The sequence below is a fragment of the Mesorhizobium ciceri biovar biserrulae genome, assembly GCF_001618845.1.
Lineage (GTDB): Bacteria > Pseudomonadota > Alphaproteobacteria > Rhizobiales > Rhizobiaceae > Mesorhizobium > Mesorhizobium ciceri.
Genome location: NZ_CP015064.1, coordinates 2,290,216 through 2,307,997, shown reverse-complemented (window position 1 = coordinate 2,307,997; position 17,782 = coordinate 2,290,216). Strand labels below are relative to the sequence as shown.

Genomic DNA, 17,782 nt, shown 5'->3' with positions numbered 1-17,782 from the left:
CGGGGAAAACGCTTTCACGTGTCCAGACCGGCGATGACGCCGGCGAGCACGGCCAGCAATTCACCGCTGCCGGCAGCAAGGGCGCCGTGACGAGTCACCTCGCCGGCATAAAGTGGAGCGCGGCCATGCTGGTCGAGCAGCTGGCCGCCGGCCTCGCGCAGGATGAGGTCGGCCGCTGCAATGTCCCAGTCATGCGCGTTCGGCTTGACGAAAGTGGCGTCCAGCGCGCCATTGGCGATCATGGCCAGCCGATAGGCGAGCGAAGGGCTGTAAGGCGCCCGCTTCAGCCGCGCCTGCCATTCGGCAGGCATCAGGTCGGTCAACTGCTTCAGCCCGGAAATCTCGGCCGTTTCCGCCAGCTTGCGAACCGCAATGCGCTTGCCGTTGCGGAAAGCACCCTGGCCGGGCAGCGCCCAATAGGTCTCCTCCATCGCCGGGCATTCCAGCACGCCGGCCAGCGTGCGGCCATGCTCGACGACGGCGACGCTGACGCACCAGGTGCGCTGGCCTTCCAGGAAACCGCGCGTGCCGTCGATCGGGTCGACGACGAAGGTGCGGCGTGCCGAAAGCCGGACCGGATCGTCAACTGTCTCTTCCGACAGCCAGCCATAATCCGGCCGCGCCGCCAGCAATGTTTCGCGCAGATAGGCGTCGGCCGCGTGGTCGGCCTCGCTGACCGGTGATGTGCCGCCCTTCATCCAGACTTGCGGGCTGTTGCCGAAGTAGCGCATGGCGATCACCCCCGCCTCGCGGGCGGCATCGCGCAGCAGCGGCAAGTCTTCGGTGGCTCCGGCAGTGGTCAGGTCATGCTCCGGCAAGGGTCATGCCTTCGATCAGGAGCGTCGGCGCCGCGGTGCCGAAATTGCGGTCGAGGTCATCGGCCGGCACCATGTTGAGGAACATCGTCTTCAGGTTCGAGGCGATGGTGACCTCGGCGACGGGATAGGCCAGTTCGCCATTCTCGATCCAGAAACCGGAAGCGCCGCGGCTGTATTCGCCGGTGACCATGTCGACGCCCTGGCCGAACACCTCGGTGACGTAGAAGCCGGTCTTGAGCGATTTGATCAGCTCTTCCGGCGACCGCTCGCCGGGTTCGATGGCGAGATTGGTGGAGGATGGCGTCACGGAGGAGCCGCTGCGTGCGCCGCGGCCGTTGGTGACGAGGCCCAGCTCCCTTGCAGCCGAGGTCGACAGGAACCAGTGGTTGAGCACGCCCTTCTCGACCATCAACAGCTTTTCGCCCTCGACGCCTTCGCCGTCGAACGGACGCGAGGCCTGGCCACGTCGCCGGAGCGGCTCGTCGGTGACGGTGATCGCGGAGGCGGCCACCTGCTTGCCCATCATGTCGCGCAGGAACGAGGTCTTGCGCGCGACCGAGGCGCCGTTGATGGCGCCGGCGAGATGGCCGGCGATGCCGCGCGCGACGCGTGGGTCGAACACCACGTTGACCGGCCCGGTCGCCGCCTTGCGCGCGCCGATGCGGCGCACGGCGCGCTCGCCGGCCTTGCGGCCGATGTCCTCGGGCGCATCGAGATCTGCAAAATGCTGGCGCGAGGAGAATTCATAGTCGCGCTCCATGCCGGTGCCCTCGCCGGCGATAACGCTGGCCGAGCGCGAAAAACGCGAGCCGACATAGTGGCCGAGGAAGCCGTGCGAGGTGGCCAGCACCAGGCCGCCCAGCCCGGCACCGGCGCTGGCGCCGGCCGAATTGGTCACGCCCTTGACGGCAAGCGCTGCCGCTTCCGCCGCCAATGCGGCTTCCTTCAACTGGTCTGCCGACACTTCGGTGGCGTCGAACAGGTCGAGATCGCGCGTCTGTTTGGCGAGCAATGCCGGATCGGCCAGCCCTTGATAGGGATCCTGCGGCGACACTTTCGCCATCGCCACGGCGCGCTCGGCCAGCGTTTTCGGGTCGGACGCCGCTGTCGCCGAGACACTCGCCACGCGGCCGCCGACGAAAACGCGCAGCGCCACATCCTCGCTTTCGGAAGCTTCGGTAGCCTCGACCTTGCCGAGACGCACCGACACACCGGTCGAGCGGCCGCGCACGGCCACCGCGTCGGCGGCATCGGCGCCGGCCTTTTTGGCAGCCTCGACCAGGGCCGCGACGCGGTCGGTCAATTTTGCTGCGTCTGATATGTCGGTCATGCCTGAAATCCTGCTGGTGCGGCCGGTGTGCGGCCGTTGCCCACCCATCTATTGTTCCGGTCCGGCTTGTGCAATGGCATAGGCTTCAATCAAAATGCAGGGCGGACGGTTCAAACCGCGAACCCTGTGACGCAAAATCGGTTCGCAGCCTGCACGGAGCATTTCGATGACGCCTTTCCATCTCGCCTTCCCGGTCCGTGATCTCGATGAAACCCGCGTTTTCTATGGCGAGGTGCTGGGCTGCGCGATCGGCCGCTCGTCAGCGACCTGGGTCGACTTCGACCTCTACGGTCACCAGATGTCGGCGCATCTGCGGCCGCAGGCCGCACAGGCCCCCAGCGACGGCAAGGTCGACGGCATTGTCGTGCCGATCCCGCATTTCGGCGCGGTGCTCTTGATGGACGACTGGCAGCGCCTGGCGACACGGCTGGAGGCGCGCGACGACATCGACTGGCTGGAACGGCCGATGGTCCGCTTCAAGGGCGAGCCCGGCGAACAGGCAACGCTGTTCATCCGCGACCCCTCGGGCAATGCCTTGGAATTCAAGGGCTTTCGCTCGCTGGAGCAGGTTTTCGCGCACTAGCTCAGATCGAGGGCATCCATCGATCAATGGCCGAAACGGCCCGCCGCGAAAGGTGCGAGCCGAGCCGGATCGCCGCGTCCGCCGATCAAGTCGGCGACCAGCCGCGCGGTGATCGGAGCCAGCGTCAAGCCGAGATGACCGTGCCCGAAAGCATGAATTACGCGGGAGCTGCCGCGCGAAGCGCCGATGACCGGCCTGGAATCCGGCAGGGACGGCCGGAAGCCGAGCCATTGCGAGGCAGGCGAGCCGAGCCTGGGAAAAATTTGCCTGGCGCCACGGTCAAGCAGCGCCAGCCGGCGCGGATTTGGCGGCGCGACCAGGCCGCCGAGTTCGACGGTGCCGGCGACCCGCAAGCGGCCAGCCATCGGCGTCAGGTAGAAACCAAGATCGACGGGACAGACAGGTCGGTTGAGCAGCGGCGCGTCGGTCTGGAATTCCAGATGATAGCCGCGCTCGGTCTCGAGCGGAATCCTGTCGCCGGCCTGCGCGGCCAGTGCGCGCGACCGTGCACCGGCGGCGATCACCGCCGTGCCAGCCTTGATGCGAACGCCGGGTCCGCTGAGCTGGACACCGTCAGCCTCGACCTGCAGCCCGGTGATCTCTGCCTGCTTCACCGATGCACCACGGGCACTCACCGCGCCCAGCAACCGCCGCATCACCATTGCCGGATCGGTGACATTGATCGAGTCGGGAAAATACACGCCATGCGCTGCTGTCGCCGGCAGGCCCGGCTCAAGCGCCGCCACCTTTTCGGGAGTCAGCACCTCTTGGTGGATGCCAAACCCAGCGCGCATTGCCCGGCCGCCGGCGCCAGCGGCAAAATCGCTCAAGTGGCGATAGAGGTAAAGACAGCCATTGCGGCGCAGCTGGTCCTCCAGCCCGGCCTCCCCGACCATGTCTTCCCAGGCCGGAAGGGCGTCGGCCAGCAGTCCGGCGAGCGCCCGCGCATTGGCCCGGGTGGCCGCCGGCAGCGATTGCCGCATGAACCGAACGAGCCATGGCGCCAGCTGCAGCAGCGCCGGCCAGCGCAGCGAAAACGGGCTGTCGGGATCAAGCAGCAGCTTTGGCAACGCCCGCAGCACCGCAGGAGTGCCGACCGGCATGCAGGCGTATTCGGCGATCGTTCCGGCATTGCCGAACGACGCGCCGGAGCCCGGCTCGTTCGGATCGATGAGCAGGACTTCGCGGCCGTCCGCGACAAGGCGAAGTGCCGTCGCCAGCCCGACAACTCCGGCGCCGACAATGGCGATTTCGACCGTTTCAGAAGCAGCCACTGTAGATCTTCCCGATTGACCTTGAAATCCAGTACCGATCATGTGGTCTCTTGGTTCGGGGTCACGGTCCAGTCTTGATTGCTGGAATCGAATAGGCCAGATCTTTCCGCGCCTCAGGCGACAGGCGTCCAGATCACGTCCTCGATTTTTTGCGCGCCGGTCGCCAGCATCGCCAGCCGGTCGAAGCCGAGTGCGATGCCGCTGGCCGGCGGCATGATGGCAAGGGCTGAGAGAAAATCCTCGTCCAGCGGATAGCGCTCGCCATAGATGCGCTGCTTCTCGTCCATCTCGATAACAAAGCGCCGGCGCTGCTCGTCGGCGTCGGTCAGTTCGCCAAAGCCGTTGGCGAGTTCGACGCCGCAGCAATAGAGCTCGAAACGCTCGGCGACGCGCGGGTCGCGCTGGCTCGGCCGCGCCAGTGCCGCCTCGGCGACGGGATATTCGCACAGGATGGTCGCGCGCCCCTGCCCGAGGAATGGCTCGATTTTTTCCACCATCACCCGGCTGAACAGATCGGCCCAGCTGTCGTCGGGCGCGGTGCGCAGGCCGACATGGGTCAAGGCAGCGTGCAGCGCGTTGCGGTCGGTGCCGCCGTCGGCGGCGACCGTGGCCAGCAGGTCGATGCCGGAATAGCGGGTGAAAGCGTCCGCCACCGTCAGTCGTTCCGGCTCGGCAAACGGATCGCAGTCGCGGCCCCGGAAAGAGAAAAGAGTCGCCCCTGTCCTTGTCGCGGCCAGCGCCAGAAAGGCCGCACAATCCAGCATCAGGCTCTCATAGGCCTCGCCCACCCTGTACCATTCGAGCATGGTGAATTCGGGATGATGCAAGGGGCCGCGCTCGCGGTTGCGATAGACCGGACCGAAGCTGAAAATCCTGGTTTCACCGGCGGCGATCAACTTCTTGCAGGCGAATTCCGGCGAGGTGTGGAGATAGAGTGGCGCCCTTGCACCGTCCGGCCCGACCGCTTCCGTGGCGAAAGCCGCCAGATGCGCCTCATTGCCGGGCGAGACCTGCAGCGCCGCCGTTTGCACCTCGACGAAATCATGGGCGGCGAACCAGTCGCGCAGGCCGGCGGCGATGCCATTGCGCAGCATCAGCCGCGGGCGGCGGTCGGCGTGAACGTCAGGCGTCCACCAGGGCGAAGCTTCGGTCATGCGGCTCGGAACATGGTGGAAAGGGGCTGGCGGCGGCGGCCAAGATGCGGTAGGCCCCCATCCAGCGCCGCACTAGCCGGCAAACGCCAGTCAACTCTTCTTGCAGGATTTAAAACCGTGGTGAAAGTCATCGCCAGTTCGCTCCGCAAAGGCAATGTCGTCGACAAGGACGGCAAGCTTTATGTGATCCTCTTTGCCGAAAACATCCACCCAGGCAAGGGCACGCCGGTAACGCAGCTCGACATGCGCCGCATCGGCGACGGGGTGAAGGTTTCGGAACGCTACCGCACCACCGAGCAGGTCGAGCGCGCCTATGTCGAAGAGCGCGAGCACACCTTCCTCTACCGCGACGGCGAAGGCTTTCACTTCATGAACCCGGAAACCTACGACCAGGTGGCGGTGTCGGAAGCCGTGGTCGGCGACATGGCGCCTTACCTGCTGGAAGGCATGGCCGTGCAGGTGTCGCAGTTCAACGGCATTGCCATTTCCCTGGTGCTGCCGCAGCGCGCCACCTTCGAAGTGGTGGAAACCGAGCCGACGACCAAGGGACAGACGGCCTCGTCGTCCTACAAGCCGGCCGTGCTGTCCAACGGCGTGCGCACCCTGGTGCCCCCCCACATCGCGCCGGGCACCCGCGTGGTGGTGATGACGGCCGATGGGGCTTATGTGGAGCGGGCGAAGGACTGAAGACGAGCGGTGGGGTTACGGGTTTACCGGCCAGCCCTGCGTTTCACCAGGGCTCACCCTTGTCCTCTTCCGCTGTCTCCCCTTGAACGCGGCGCCTCCGCCCGCACAGTGATATTTTTCACGAAGCATGTCGCAAACACCCTGCGCGGTCCGTCCTTTGAGCGAAGAAGGAGAACGCCATGCGAAAACTTATCGTCACCGAATTCATCAGCGTCGATGGCATTGCCGAGGTCGAGAAGCTGCCAAGCGTGACCTGGAACGACGAGATGAACAGGTTCAAGGAGGACGAGCTTGCCGATAGCGGCGCCATGCTTTTGGGGCGCACGACCTATGAGATCTTTGCCGGCTCCTGGCCGACGGAAACCGGAGATTTTGCCGAACGGTTCAACGCGCTGCCGAAATATGTCGCGTCGAACAGCCTGAAGGCGCTCGACTGGAAGCCTGCCGAATTGCTGAAGGGACCGCTGCCGGAAGCGGTCAGGACGCTGAAGCAAGGCAGCGGCGGCAACATCTATGTGCATGGCAGCCTCAGCGTCGCGCAGGAATTGCTGCGCCATGGCCTGGTCGACCGCGTCAGGCTGCTCAGTTATCCCGGCACCGTCGGCCAGGGCAAGCCGCTGTTCCCAGGCGGCGAACCGGCGTCGCTCGAACTGATTTCGGCCACGCCGTTCAGCAACGGCGTTGTGGCGCTGGAGTATGCGCCGGTGGCGGCGAAGTCGTAAATCGGTTGGAGCCTTTCAGATCGAATGGGGAAGATGCATCCTCACCCGACCTGCTTGCCCCGTCTCCCCTTGATGGCGGCGCTATTCCTCGCCTCCACCGCCTTCTCCACCTGCCGCTTCAGTTCGTCCTTGATATCCACCGTCTCGTTCATCAGCGCGTCGATCTTCAGGAAATCGAGGACGCGGTATCTCGACACTGCCGGGCGGACCAGGATGTCGGGGCGGCATTGCTTCAGCTTGTTGGCGATGATCGACTGCATCATCAATTGCGTGGCGCCGAACATCAGGTCGACGGAGGTCGGCTGTTTGCGGTCGGCCTCTTCCGGTGCGCCGACGACGTCGACGCCGATGATGATGTCGGCGTCGTTCTCGATCAGGTCGAACGGCACGGGGTTGTAGATGCCGCCGTCGATCAGCAGCCTGCCGTCTCGCATCACCGGACGGAACACGGCAGGGATGGCCGCTGACGCCGCCAGCGCGGAGTGCAGGTCGCCGTCTTCGAAGACGGCCAGCTTGTGACCGAAATAGTCGGTCGCCGTCACCTTCAGCGGGATCTTCAGCTCGGCAAAGGTTTCGGGGATGGCCTCGGGCAGAAAGGCTTTCAGGATGCGTTCGACATTGAACTGGCTGACGCGGATGCCGTTCTGCATGGCTTCGGCTATCGTGCCCGGCCGCGCCCGCCACATGCGGCTGGCCACCTCGGCGCGGCGGCCGAGGATAGAGCGGGCATAGTCGTGGATGTCCCTGCCGGTCATGCCCGATGCCATGCCGGCGCCCATGATGGCGCCGATCGACGAGCCGGCAATCGCCACCGGCCTGATGCCGAGCTCGTCCAGCGCCTCGATGACATGGATATGCGCCAGCCCGCGCGCGCCGCCGCCGCCGAAGGCGATGCCGAAGGTGGGGCTCATCCCTTGCCGGCTCCGGCCAGTTTCGGGCCGATGATCATGATGGTCGGCTCGGTGGTCAGCAGCTTTTTCGCCGCCGCCTTGACCTGTTCGAGCGTCACCGCGTTGATGTAGCCGGCGCGGCGCTGCATGTAGTCGATGCCGAGATCGTCGAGCTGCAACTCGACCAATGTCGAGGCGATGGCGCTGGACGAGTCCAGATTGTTGATGGCGTAGGCGCCGATCATGTATTTCTTGGTCGCCGCCAGTTCCGCTTCGGTCGGGCCTTGTTCGGCCAATTGCTTGACCACATCGCGGACGATGCCAAGCGTCTCGGCCGCACGGTCGGACCGGGTGCCGGTGCTGACGATCAGCGCGTTAGCGTGGTCCTGGTTGATGAGCGAGGAGTTGACACTGTAGGCCAGTCCGCGCTTTTCGCGCACTTCCTGGAACAGGCGCGAGGTGAAGGTGCCGCCGCCGAGGATCTCGTTCATCAGCACGGCGGGGAAGAAATCCGCCGCCTTGCGCTTCACGCCGGGAAAGGCGAGCTGCAGGGAGGTCTGCGGCAGGTCGTAGTCGACCTCGATATGCTGCGCCAGCTTCGGGTCGATATCGGCCACAGGCCTCAGCGCCTGGTTCTGCGGCAGGTCGCCGAACACCATGTCGAGCTTCTTCTTCAGCGTCTCCGCGTCGATGGCGCCGACCACGGCGACATGCAGGCCGCCGCGCGCGAACACCGCTTTGTGCAGGGCTTTCAGATCATCGGACGTGATGGCGGCGATGCTTTCCTTGGTGCCCTGATCGGAGCGGGAATAGGGATGGTCGCCATAGAGGGCGCGCGCCCATTTGTTCTGCGCCACCGTGTCCGGGTCGTTTTCGCCGGCGATGATGCCGGACAGGATCTGGGAACGGATGCGGTCGATCGGCAACTGGTCGAAGCGCGGCTCGTTGACCGCCAGCCGCAGCAGGTCGAAGGCCTGGTCGCGCTGCTCGGCCAGCATGCGCATCGAGCCGTAGATGCCGTCGCGGCTCTCGTCGAAGCTCATCTCGGCGCCGGCATCGTCGAGCTTGATCTGGAAGTCTTCACTATCGAGCGGGCCGGCGCCTTCGTCGAACAGGCCGGTCATCAGATTGGCCAGCCCTTCCTTGCCGACAGGATCCTGCGTCGAGCCGCCGCCAAAAACGAAGCGGATGGCGACGACCGGCACGGAATAATCCTCGACCAACCAGGCGGTGATGCCCTTTGGCGAGGTGACGGACTGGATCTCCATGGCCCGCGCGGTGAGCGCCGGCAGGATGAGGAAGAGGATGGAGAGAAAGAGGGTGGTGAGTGCACGCCATGCGGCAATCGTCGGCAGCGACCGATCGCGGAAGCCGGCGCTCCCCCTCACCCAGCCTCCGCTTTGCTCGGCTGACCTCTCCCCGACGGGGAGAGGAGCTTGCCAGCGCTGGCGCCAGCCTCTTCTCCCCAGTGGGGAGGTGGCCGCGAAGCGGCCGGATGAGGGGGCTGCCTCGCTCATGGGGATCGAATTCATCATCAATTCCCCGCCTGTTGCTGCGGCAAGAGATAGCCGGTGGTCGACCGGGCGAGCACCAGATAGCGCGCGGCGACCGCCTTGACCTCGTCTGCGGTGACCTTGCGGATGCGGTCCGTCCATTGCTGGACGTCCTGCACATTGCCGCCGGTGGCCAGCGTCGAACCGTAGATGTTGGCCATGGAATCCTGCTTGTCGCGGGCAAAGATCATCGACCTGACATAGCGGTCCTTGGCCTTTTCCAGTTCCGATGGCGTCACGCCATCCCGGACGATGCGCACCACCTCCGCATCGACCGCCGTTTCGACGTCGGAAATCCTGGCATCGCCGCGCGGCGCGCCGTAGACGGTGAAGTTGGTGTCGTCGAGCATGGTGCCCTGGAAAAAGGCGCCGGCGCTGGATGCGATACCTTGCTGGACGACGAGCGCCTGGTACAGCCGGCTGCGATTGCCGCCGCCGAGGATCTCCGCCAAGAGGTCGAGCGCTTCCGCCTCGCCCGGCTTTCCCGAATGATAGGACGGCACCACCCATTGCGTGGAAAAGCTCGGCACGCTGACGCGCGCGTCGGAGAGCGTGACCGTGCGCTTGGTGTTCTGCTCCGGCTCGACCGGGCGGATGCGGGGCGGCAGATCGGGGCCGCGCGCCACCTTGCCATAGGTCTTTTCGGCCAGCGCCCGCACCGTGTCCGGTTCGACATCGCCGGCGACGATCAGCACGGCGTTGTTGGGCCGGTAGTATTTGTCGTAGAAGGCGGTGGCGTCGACGCGGTTCAGCTGCTGCATCTCCTGCATCCAGCCGATGACCGGAATGCGATAGGGCTGGTTCTGCCACAGCGTCGCATCGACCTCCTCGTCCAGCACAGCCTCGGGGCTGTTGTCGATACGCGAGCGGCGCTCCTCGAGGATGACGTCGCGCTCGGTCTTGATGACATCGTCGGTGAGGATGAGGTTGCGCATGCGGTCAGCCTCGAAGCTCATCATCAGCCCGAGTGCCGACGGCGCCACCGTCTCGTGGAAAGCGGTGTAGTCATAGGAGGTGAAGGCGTTGTTGGATCCGCCGATATCGGAGACGGCGCGGTCGAACTCGCCGGCCGCATGGTTGGTCGTTGCCTTGAACATCAGATGTTCGAAGAAATGCGCGATGCCGGATTTGCCGGGCGGCTCGTCGGCGCTGCCGATCTTGTACCAGACCATGTGGGTGACGATCGGCGCACGGTGGTCGGGAATGACGACCACCTCCATGCCGTTGTCGAGCAGGAAATCCGTGACCTTGAACTCGGCCGGAACCGTGTTGGGCAAGACGGGGCTCTCGGCCAGCACTGGGCTGGTCGTGACAAAAGCCAAGGAGGTCGCCAACAGCGTTCCCCGCAGCCATTCAATCCTGGATGTCATCAACGGCTCCGGTTCTGTCGACAGACGATAGGCAAGGTGCTGGCGACAAGCAAAGTGATTTGTTGATCATGTTGCCGGCAAAGAGGCCGGCCCATGGATGCCGGCCAAGGATACGAGGCGTATCAGGACGCCTCGATGAAGCGGATGACGGTCTCGCCATAGTTGCGTTCGTCCAGCACCGAAAAGCCGGGGCCTGGCTCGAAGGACGCCACCGCGGCCTCTTCGACCACGCACAGCGCGCCGGGGCGAAGCCAGCCGCCGGCTTTGGCCGACTGCAAGGCGCGCTCGCCAAGGCCCTTGCCATAGGGCGGGTCGGCGAAGACAAGGCCGAACGGCGCCAGCGTGCCGGCCTCGCCGAGGCCGGTGGCATCGCGGCGGAAGATCTTGGTGCGGCCGGTCAGCCCGAAGGCCTCGACATTGTCGCGGATCAGGCCACGGCCTTCCGCCGATTCCTCGATGAAGACACCGTAGGAGGCACCGCGCGACAGCGCTTCGAGTCCCAGCGCGCCGGTGCCGGCGAACAGGTCGAGCACGCGTGCCCCGTCCAATTGCTCGGCAAAGCGATGCGCCAGCACGTTGAAGACCGCCTCGCGGGTACGATCGGTCGTCGGACGGATGGCGCTCGAGCGCGGCGTCGCCAACGGACGCCCGCGAAACTCACCGCCGACGATTCTCATCTCGCTTTGGGGCCTCGGGGACCGTTGCGCGGACGCTCACCGCCGCCAGCCCCGCCCGGACGTTCGCCGCGCGGCTTGCCGAACGGCTTTGCACCGGCCGGTTTGCCATAGGTCGGTTTGAACGAGGCCTTGCGCGCCTTGGCGTCAGCCGCCTTGGCGGCGTCAGCTTCGGCCCTGCCCTTGCCGATCGGTCGCGCGCCTGGCGCCATCCAGACATTGGCCTTGCGCTGGCCGGGCGGCTCGATCGGCCGCTGCTCGCGCTCGGACTTTTTGCCACCGCCCGGCTTGCCACCAAAAGCACCACGCGGCTTGTCGCCGAAGCCAACGCGCGGTTTGTCGCCGAAATTGCCCCGCGGCTTGTCGCCAAAGCTGCGTTCGGGACGCGGGGCGCGTTCGCCAAAACTCTTCTCAGCGTTTCTGTCGGGGCTTGTCGACAGTTTGCCCAGAGCCTCATCGCGGCTGCCTTCGCGGCGCTTGCGATTCTTGATCAACCCGCCCTCGCCGATCGGGCGGCGCTCGCCATCGCGGGTGAATTTCGGCCGTTCCGGCTCCGGCTCGCGAACTTCGGTGCGCCGCACCGGCTTGTTGGAAAACGGCTTGGTGACATCGGCGTCGAAATTGGCGCCGGATTCCTCGACCAGGCGCTCGCCAAGCTGGTCGCGCAACACCCTGCCCTTGATCTCCAGCACATGGCCCTCGGCGAGGTCATCGAGTTGGAACGGCCCGTAGGAGATACGGATCAGCCGCGTCACGTCGAGGCCGAGCGAACCCAGGATGTTCCTGACTTCGCGGTTCTTGCCCTCGCGCAGGCCAATCGTCAGCCAGGCATTGGTGCCTTGCTCACGGTCGAGCGTCGCTTCGATGGCGCCGTAAAACACGCCGTCGACGGCAATGCCTTCACGCAGGCCGGCAAGCGCGCTTTCCTCGACCTTGCCGTGGACGCGCACGCGGTAGCGGCGCAGCCAGCCGGTGGCCGGCAGTTCGAGCACGCGCGACAGGCCGCCATCATTGGTGAGCAGCAGCAGGCCTTCGGTGTTGATGTCGAGCCGGCCGATGGTCATCAGCCGCGGCAATTCAGCCGGCAGCACGTCGAAGACGGTCTTGCGGCCCTCGGGATCGCGGTTGGTGGTGACGACGCCGGCCGGCTTGTGGAACAGGAACAGCCTTGTGCGCTCGATCGGCGGGATTTCCATACCGTCGAGATGGATGATGTCATCAGGCATCACGTTGAAGGCCGGTGAAGTCAGGGCGCGGCCATTGACCTTGACGCGGCCGGCGGCAATCAGCTCCTCGGCATCGCGGCGCGAGGCGAGGCCGGCGCGGGCCAGCCGCTTGGCGATGCGCTCGCCTGCCTCTTCCGCAGCCTCGGCGGGACGCGGGCGTGGCTTGAAGCTGCCGCCTGACGCCCCTTGCGGCCGATCGTTGAAATCCCGCTTCGGGCGATCGCTGAAGTCACGCTTGGGGCGGTCGGCGAAGTCACGCTTTGGGCGATCGCCGGCGTCACGCGGGGCGCGGTCACTGAAATCGCGCTTGGGACGGTCGAAGCGCTTTTCGCCGCCCGCTGCCGCCCCAGCCGGCCGGTCGCCCCGCGGTGCATAGGGTTTGCGTGGCCCTTCGCGCTTCTCGTAGGGCTTGCGCTCGCCTTCAGCGGCCATTGGGCGGTCGCCGCGCGGTGCGTAGGGCTTGCGCGGTCCTTCGCGCTTTTCATAGGGCTTGCGCTCGCCTTCGGCGGCCATTGGGCGATCGCCGCGCGGTGCATAGGGCTTGCGCGGCCCCTCGCGTTTCTCAAAAGGCTTGCCTTCCGGACGCGGGCCTTTGCTGAAAGGCTTGTCGCCGCCCTTGAAATCGCGCTTCGGCCGCTCGCCATCGGCAGCCATCGGCCGGTCGCCACGCGGTGCGTAAGGTTTCTTGGCGCCAAAGGACGGTTTGCCGCCCTTGCCCGCGGCGCCATCGCGGCTGCGCGGTCCCGCGGCTTTCGGCCCACTCTTGGCCGGACCCTTCCTGGGTCGGAATTTCTTGTCGTTGTCGTCCATGTGGCCTTTATCCGTTTGCGCTGCTACAGCGTGGCGCATCCTTTCGGGCGCGCAACGAACGCTGTAGCACTTTTGATGTGGCGCATGATCATTTTCGAAAACCGAGTCCCGATTTTCGAGGTCATGCGCTCCATAACAGGATCACCGTCAGGTGGCGAGGAGATAATCGGAGTGGAAATCGCGTGAAGCGGCCCGATTTCATGGCGCTGGCGCTGAAGGAGGCCGAAGCTGCCGCCTTGCGAGGCGAAGTGCCGGTCGGCGCCGTCATCGCCAATAGCGCTGGTGTTGTCGCCAGCGCCGGCAACCGCACACGCGAACTTGCCGACCCGACCGCGCATGCCGAGATGCTGGTCATCCGCGAAGCCTGCCGCAAACTGTCGGCCGAGCGACTGACCGGGCACGATCTCTATGTGACGCTGGAGCCTTGCGCCATGTGCGCCGGCGCCATTTCCTTCGCCCGGCTGCGCCGGCTCTATTTCGGCGCCGCCGACGACAAGGGCGGTGCGGTGGTCAACGGCGTGCGCTTCTTCGCCTCGCCGACCTGCCACCACGCGCCCGACATCTATCCGGGCATGGGCGAGACCGAAGCAGGCCTGCTGCTTAAAGGATTTTTTCGGGAGCGGCGCGGCTGAAGCGGGCGCTACGCCCGGCGACACAATTCGGTGTTCTTACAGCCAATCGAACCAGCCGCTGCCCTTCTTGCCTTCCGCCTCTTTCTTGAGACGGCGTTCCTTCTTGTACTCGTCCTCGCCAAGCTCGTTCTGCGGCGCGGTGCCGGCCGCGACACGATACTGCACTGGAGGCTCGCTCAGATATTTGCGGGTGTTCGGATCGCCCTGCTTGCTGTCGGCGAGGCGACGCTGGATCTCGGCGGCACGGCCCTTGTCGGAATCGGCCGGTGTCCATGCCGGCGGGTGGCTCGAGCCTGACTCCGCCATCGCCCTTTTCACCGAGGCCGGATCGGTTTGCACGTCGTCGACGATCTCCGACTGATAGGCCGGGTCGTTCTGATGGGCGGTGGCATCGGCCCGCAAGCGGGCGCGGCGCTGCTCGGGCGATTCGGGCCATTCGGCGCTCGCCGTCTCGATGCTGTCCTGCGGGGTCGGCAGCGCTTCCTTCTGGCCGGGCGCCGGCTTTACAAGCGTCGGACGCGGCTTGTAGTCGATCTGTTCCTTGCGCTTCGGCGCAAATGAAAAGGCGCCTGAAATATCGCCGGCCAGCTGTTCGCCGGCGGTCTTGTCGGTGCCGTAGGTCGGAGAGCCCATGCAGCCGGACAAAGCGAGGCCCGACGCGACAAGCGGCGCCAGCAGCGCCAGGCGCGCATTATATCTCTCGGTCATGCCAAAAAGTCCCACTCTAGACAGCCTCTCGATTGCCACCAGCCTCGTGGCCGGTCCCCATCGTCCAAGCACTTGCGACGGAAATCCGGCGACAATTTGTCTTCCGGAGTTTCGCGTGTTTACCTCAACCACTCGTTAAGGGCAACGCGCGGGCGGTTTTCACCCGCCCGGCGTGGCATTTGTGCACCGATCAAGCTGGCCGGCCTGTCAAAGCCGGCCAAGCGCCTTCAATTCATGCAGCACCGCCGCATCCCTGGCCGAAACATCCGGGAATTCCGGATCCTGGCCGATATCGGCGGTGTAGCGCCATGAGCGTGCGCATTTTAACAGGCCGCGATCCTCGGCCTTCTCGACCACCACGGCGACACCCCTGACGTCGTCGATCGCGAAGGCACCAGCCGGTGCCTCGCCATGCGCGATGACCAGATCGCTGGTGATCGCCATCTCGGCCATGTCGACATCTGAAATCGCCGCTTCGAGCGCTGCATCGCTGATGGTGACGACCGGCACCGCTTCCAGCGACGATCCGATCACCTTCTGGGCGCGCGCGATCTCCAGCGCGCCGGTGACGACGCGCCGCACCTGCCGCACCTGGCGCCACTTTTCCGCCAACGCCTCGTTCTGCCAGTCCGCCGGGATTTGCGGGAACTGGTCGAGATGCACCGAGACCGAGTCGGGATGACGATCGAGCCAGGCCTCCTCCATGGTGAAGGGCAGCATCGGCGCCAGCCATTTCACCAGGCAATTGAAGAGATGGCGCACCACCTGCACGGAAGCCTTGCGCTTCAGGCTCGAGGGCGCGTCGCAGTAGAGCGCGTCCTTACGGATGTCGAAATAGAACGCGGACAGCTCGACCACCATGAAATCGAGCAGCATGCGGGTGATGCGCTTGAACTCGAAAGCGTCGTAGCCCGAGCGCACGACCTCATCGAGCTCGGCCAGCCGGTGCAGCATCAGCCGCTCCAGCTCCGGCATCTTCTCCAGCGGCACCTCTTCGCCATCGTCATGGGCGAGCGTGCCGAGCATCCAGCGGATGGTGTTGCGCAGCTTGCGGTAGGCATCGATGTTGGTCTGCAGCACGTTCTTGCCGAGCCGCTGGTCCTCCCAGTAGTCGGTCGTCACCACCCACAGACGCAGGATATCGGCGCCCGACTGCTTGATGACGTCCTGCGGCACCACGGTGTTGCCGAGCGACTTCGACATCTTGCGGCCATCCTCGTCCATGGTGAAACCATGGGTGACGACAGTATCGTAAGGCGCCCTGCCCCTGGTGCCGCAGCTTTCCAGCAGCGAGGAATGGAACCAGCCGCGATGCTGGTCGGAGCCTTCGAGATAGACGTCGGCCGGCCATTTCAGGTCAGGGCGATCCTCCAGCGTGAAGACATGCGTCGAGCCCGAATCGAACCAGACGTCGAGGATGTCCATCACCTGCTTCCATTTGGAGGCATCGTGATTGCCAAGGAAACGCTCCTTGGCGCCAGCGGCGAACCAGGCGTCGGCGCCCTCCTTCTCGAAGGCGTCCATGATGCGCTGGTTGACCGCTTCGTCCTTCAGCACATTGCCGTCGACATCGGCGAAGACGGCGATCGGCACGCCCCAGGCGCGCTGGCGCGACAGCACCCAGTCCGGGCGCTCCTCGATCATGGCGCGGATGCGGTTCTGGCCGGCGGCGGGCACGAAACGGGTTTCGTCGATGGCCTTGAGCGCCCGGCTGCGCAACGTCGAGCCGTCGCCGAGGTCCTTGTCCATATAGACGAACCATTGCGGCGTGTTGCGGAAGATGATCGGTTTTTTGGACCGCCATGAATGCGGATAGCTGTGCTTCAGCCGGCCACGCGCGAACAGCGCGTTGCGTCTGATCAGCTCGTCGATGACGGCCTGGTTGGCGTTGCCCTTCTTGCCGTTGTCGTCGATGACGCGCGCCGGCCCACCCTCGCGGTCCGGTCCGAAACCCGGCGCGTCCTTGGTGAAGAAGCCGCCATCGTCGACGGTGAACGGGATGGCGGGATCGATGCCGCGTGCACGCAGATCCACCGCCGCGTCCATCCAGGCGTCAAAGTCCTCGCGGCCGTGTCCGGGCGCGGTGTGGACGAAGCCGGTGCCGGCATCGTCGGTGACATGGTCGCCGGCGAGCATCGGAACGGCAAATTCGTAGCCGCCGCCCAAGCCCTTGAGCGGATGTGAAAGCGTAAGGCTTCCAAGCTCTTGCGCCGAGACGCTGCGGAGACGATTCAAGGTGACCTTGGCCTTGGCCGAGGAGTCTTCGGCCAGTGCGTCGGCAAAGATCAGCTTTTCGCCCGGCTGCGGGCCGAACGCGTTCTCGGCTGCCGTGACCTCGTAGAGGCCATAATTTATACGCGGCGAATAGTTGACGGCGCGGTTGCCTGGGATCGTCCACGGCGTCGTCGTCCAGATGACGACGTGGGCCTGCAGCAGATCGAGGGCGCCCTCCGTCAGCTTGGTCTGGCCATCGTCAATGGGGCGGACAAGGCTGGCGACCGGAAACTTCACCCAGATCGTGTCGCTCTCATAGTCGTGGTATTCGATCTCAGCCTCGGCCAGCGCCGTGCGCTCGACCACGCTCCACATCACCGGCTTGGAGCCGCGATAGAGCTGGCCCGACATGGCGAACTTCAACAGCTCGCCGGCGATGCGCGACTCGGCATGGAAAGCCATCGTCGTATAGGGGTTCTTGAAGTCGCCGATGACGCCGAGGCGCTGGAACTCGGCCCCCTGCACCGTGATCCAACCCGCGGCGAATTCGCGGCATTCCTTGCGGAATTCGTTGACCGGCACCTCGTCCTTGTTCTTGCCCTTGGCGCGGTACTGCTCCTCGATCTTCCATTCGATCGGCAGGCCGTGACAGTCCCAGCCGGGCACATAGTTCGAGTCGTAACCGCGCATCTGGAACGAGCGGGTGATAACGTCCTTGAGGATCTTGTTCAGTGCATGGCCGATATGGATGTTGCCATTGGCGTAGGGCGGGCCGTCATGCAGCACGTATTTCGTGCGGCCGGCAGCGCTCTCGCGCAGCTTGCGGTAGAGATCCATGTCCTGCCAGCGCTTGACCAGCAGCGGCTCCTTCTCCGGCAAGCCGGCGCGCATCGGGAAGTCCGTCTGCGGCAAATAAAGCGTCTTGGAATAGTCGATCGTTTCAGTTGTGTCGGTCATTGGTCTGCCATGTGCATTGCCCGGCGGGCGTACAAGCTCGGGCGTGAACTATCATGTTATGAAAAAAGCGCGAGGGGCGCGCAGAAACTCCCGGCGGCTCCGGCGGCGCTCAGGCCACCCGGAACACCGGGCCTGTAATTCGTATCGCGATCGCGAAAAGGCGCGAAAAGCTGGTCATGG

At 65.2% G+C, this 17,782-nt stretch carries 15 protein-coding genes; 4 read left to right on the top strand and 11 right to left on the bottom strand.

The window, feature by feature from the left end; translation table 11 throughout:
• Positions 1-14: 14 nt before the first annotated feature.
• Positions 15-818: a 3'(2'),5'-bisphosphate nucleotidase CysQ gene (locus A4R29_RS10440; RefSeq protein WP_013532346.1), complete on the bottom strand. Its 804-nt coding sequence runs from the start codon at positions 816-818 to the stop codon at positions 15-17.
• Complete coding sequence (locus A4R29_RS10435; protein WP_063171858.1) at positions 805-2,148, bottom strand: TldD/PmbA family protein; 1,344 nt, start codon at positions 2,146-2,148, stop codon at positions 805-807. Before A4R29_RS10435 ends, A4R29_RS10440 begins: the two co-directional genes overlap by 14 nt.
• Before the next feature lie 166 nt (positions 2,149-2,314).
• Here A4R29_RS10435 and A4R29_RS10430 point away from each other — a divergent pair, with 166 nt between their 5' ends.
• A complete protein-coding gene (locus tag A4R29_RS10430) occupies positions 2,315-2,731 on the top strand; it encodes a VOC family protein (RefSeq protein WP_013532348.1) in 417 nt (138 codons plus the stop codon).
• Positions 2,732-2,754: 23 nt separating this feature from the next.
• On the opposite strand, the gene A4R29_RS10425 is transcribed toward A4R29_RS10430, so the two are convergent.
• Together A4R29_RS10425 and epmA are read right to left on the bottom strand one after the other, a co-directional pair.
• The gene (locus A4R29_RS10425) at positions 2,755-4,005 is read right to left on the bottom strand and encodes an NAD(P)/FAD-dependent oxidoreductase (protein ID WP_082827371.1); all 1,251 of its coding nucleotides are present in this window, start codon (positions 4,003-4,005) and stop codon (positions 2,755-2,757) included.
• 113 nt (positions 4,006-4,118) lie between these two features.
• Positions 4,119-5,159 carry an EF-P lysine aminoacylase EpmA gene (gene epmA, locus A4R29_RS10420; protein ID WP_063171856.1) on the bottom strand — a complete coding sequence of 347 codons (1,041 nt, stop codon included), beginning with the start codon at positions 5,157-5,159 and terminating at the stop codon, positions 4,119-4,121.
• Between the two features lie 117 nt (positions 5,160-5,276).
• Between epmA and efp the strand changes: the two genes are divergently transcribed.
• Together efp and A4R29_RS10410 are read left to right on the top strand one after the other, a co-directional pair.
• Positions 5,277-5,846 (top strand): elongation factor P, encoded by a 570-nt coding sequence (efp, locus tag A4R29_RS10415; RefSeq protein ID WP_013532351.1) that lies wholly within the window; start codon positions 5,277-5,279, stop codon positions 5,844-5,846.
• Positions 5,847-6,025: 179 nt separating this feature from the next.
• Positions 6,026-6,568 carry a dihydrofolate reductase family protein gene (locus A4R29_RS10410; RefSeq protein WP_063171855.1) on the top strand — a complete coding sequence of 181 codons (543 nt, stop codon included), beginning with the start codon at positions 6,026-6,028 and terminating at the stop codon, positions 6,566-6,568.
• A gap of 41 nt (positions 6,569-6,609) precedes the next feature.
• Here the strand turns inward: A4R29_RS10410 and A4R29_RS10405 are convergent, their stop codons facing one another.
• The 5 genes from A4R29_RS10405 to A4R29_RS10385 all read right to left on the bottom strand — a co-directional run bounded on the left by A4R29_RS10405 (position 6,610) and on the right by A4R29_RS10385 (position 13,091).
• Positions 6,610-7,479 carry a patatin-like phospholipase family protein gene (locus A4R29_RS10405; protein WP_063171854.1) on the bottom strand — a complete coding sequence of 290 codons (870 nt, stop codon included), beginning with the start codon at positions 7,477-7,479 and terminating at the stop codon, positions 6,610-6,612.
• A complete protein-coding gene (locus A4R29_RS10400) occupies positions 7,476-8,993 on the bottom strand; it encodes a M16 family metallopeptidase (protein WP_244506942.1) in 1,518 nt (505 codons plus the stop codon). The genes A4R29_RS10405 and A4R29_RS10400 overlap by 4 nt, the downstream gene beginning before the upstream one ends.
• Positions 8,993-10,381 (bottom strand): M16 family metallopeptidase, encoded by a 1,389-nt coding sequence (locus tag A4R29_RS10395; RefSeq protein WP_063171852.1) that lies wholly within the window; start codon positions 10,379-10,381, stop codon positions 8,993-8,995. Before A4R29_RS10395 ends, A4R29_RS10400 begins: the two co-directional genes overlap by 1 nt.
• 122 nt (positions 10,382-10,503) lie before the next feature.
• Positions 10,504-11,058, bottom strand: a complete 555-nt coding sequence (gene rsmD / locus A4R29_RS10390) for a 16S rRNA (guanine(966)-N(2))-methyltransferase RsmD (RefSeq protein ID WP_013532356.1) — start codon at positions 11,056-11,058, stop codon at positions 10,504-10,506.
• A complete protein-coding gene (locus tag A4R29_RS10385; RefSeq protein ID WP_063171851.1) occupies positions 11,055-13,091 on the bottom strand; it encodes a pseudouridine synthase in 2,037 nt (678 codons plus the stop codon). Before A4R29_RS10385 ends, rsmD begins: the two co-directional genes overlap by 4 nt.
• A 182-nt stretch (positions 13,092-13,273) precedes the next feature.
• On the opposite strand from A4R29_RS10385, the gene A4R29_RS10375 reads away from it, so the two are divergent.
• Complete coding sequence (locus tag A4R29_RS10375) at positions 13,274-13,723, top strand: nucleoside deaminase (protein ID WP_063171849.1); 450 nt, start codon at positions 13,274-13,276, stop codon at positions 13,721-13,723.
• Between the two features lie 36 nt (positions 13,724-13,759).
• Here A4R29_RS10375 and A4R29_RS10370 read toward each other — a convergent pair whose 3' ends face one another.
• Entirely contained in the window at positions 13,760-14,431 is a 672-nt protein-coding gene (locus A4R29_RS10370) for a hypothetical protein (protein ID WP_082827370.1), read from the bottom strand.
• A gap of 207 nt (positions 14,432-14,638) precedes the next feature.
• Positions 14,639-17,602 (bottom strand): isoleucine--tRNA ligase, encoded by a 2,964-nt coding sequence (gene ileS, locus A4R29_RS10365; protein WP_063171847.1) that lies wholly within the window; start codon positions 17,600-17,602, stop codon positions 14,639-14,641.
• Positions 17,603-17,782: the final 180 nt, after the last annotated feature.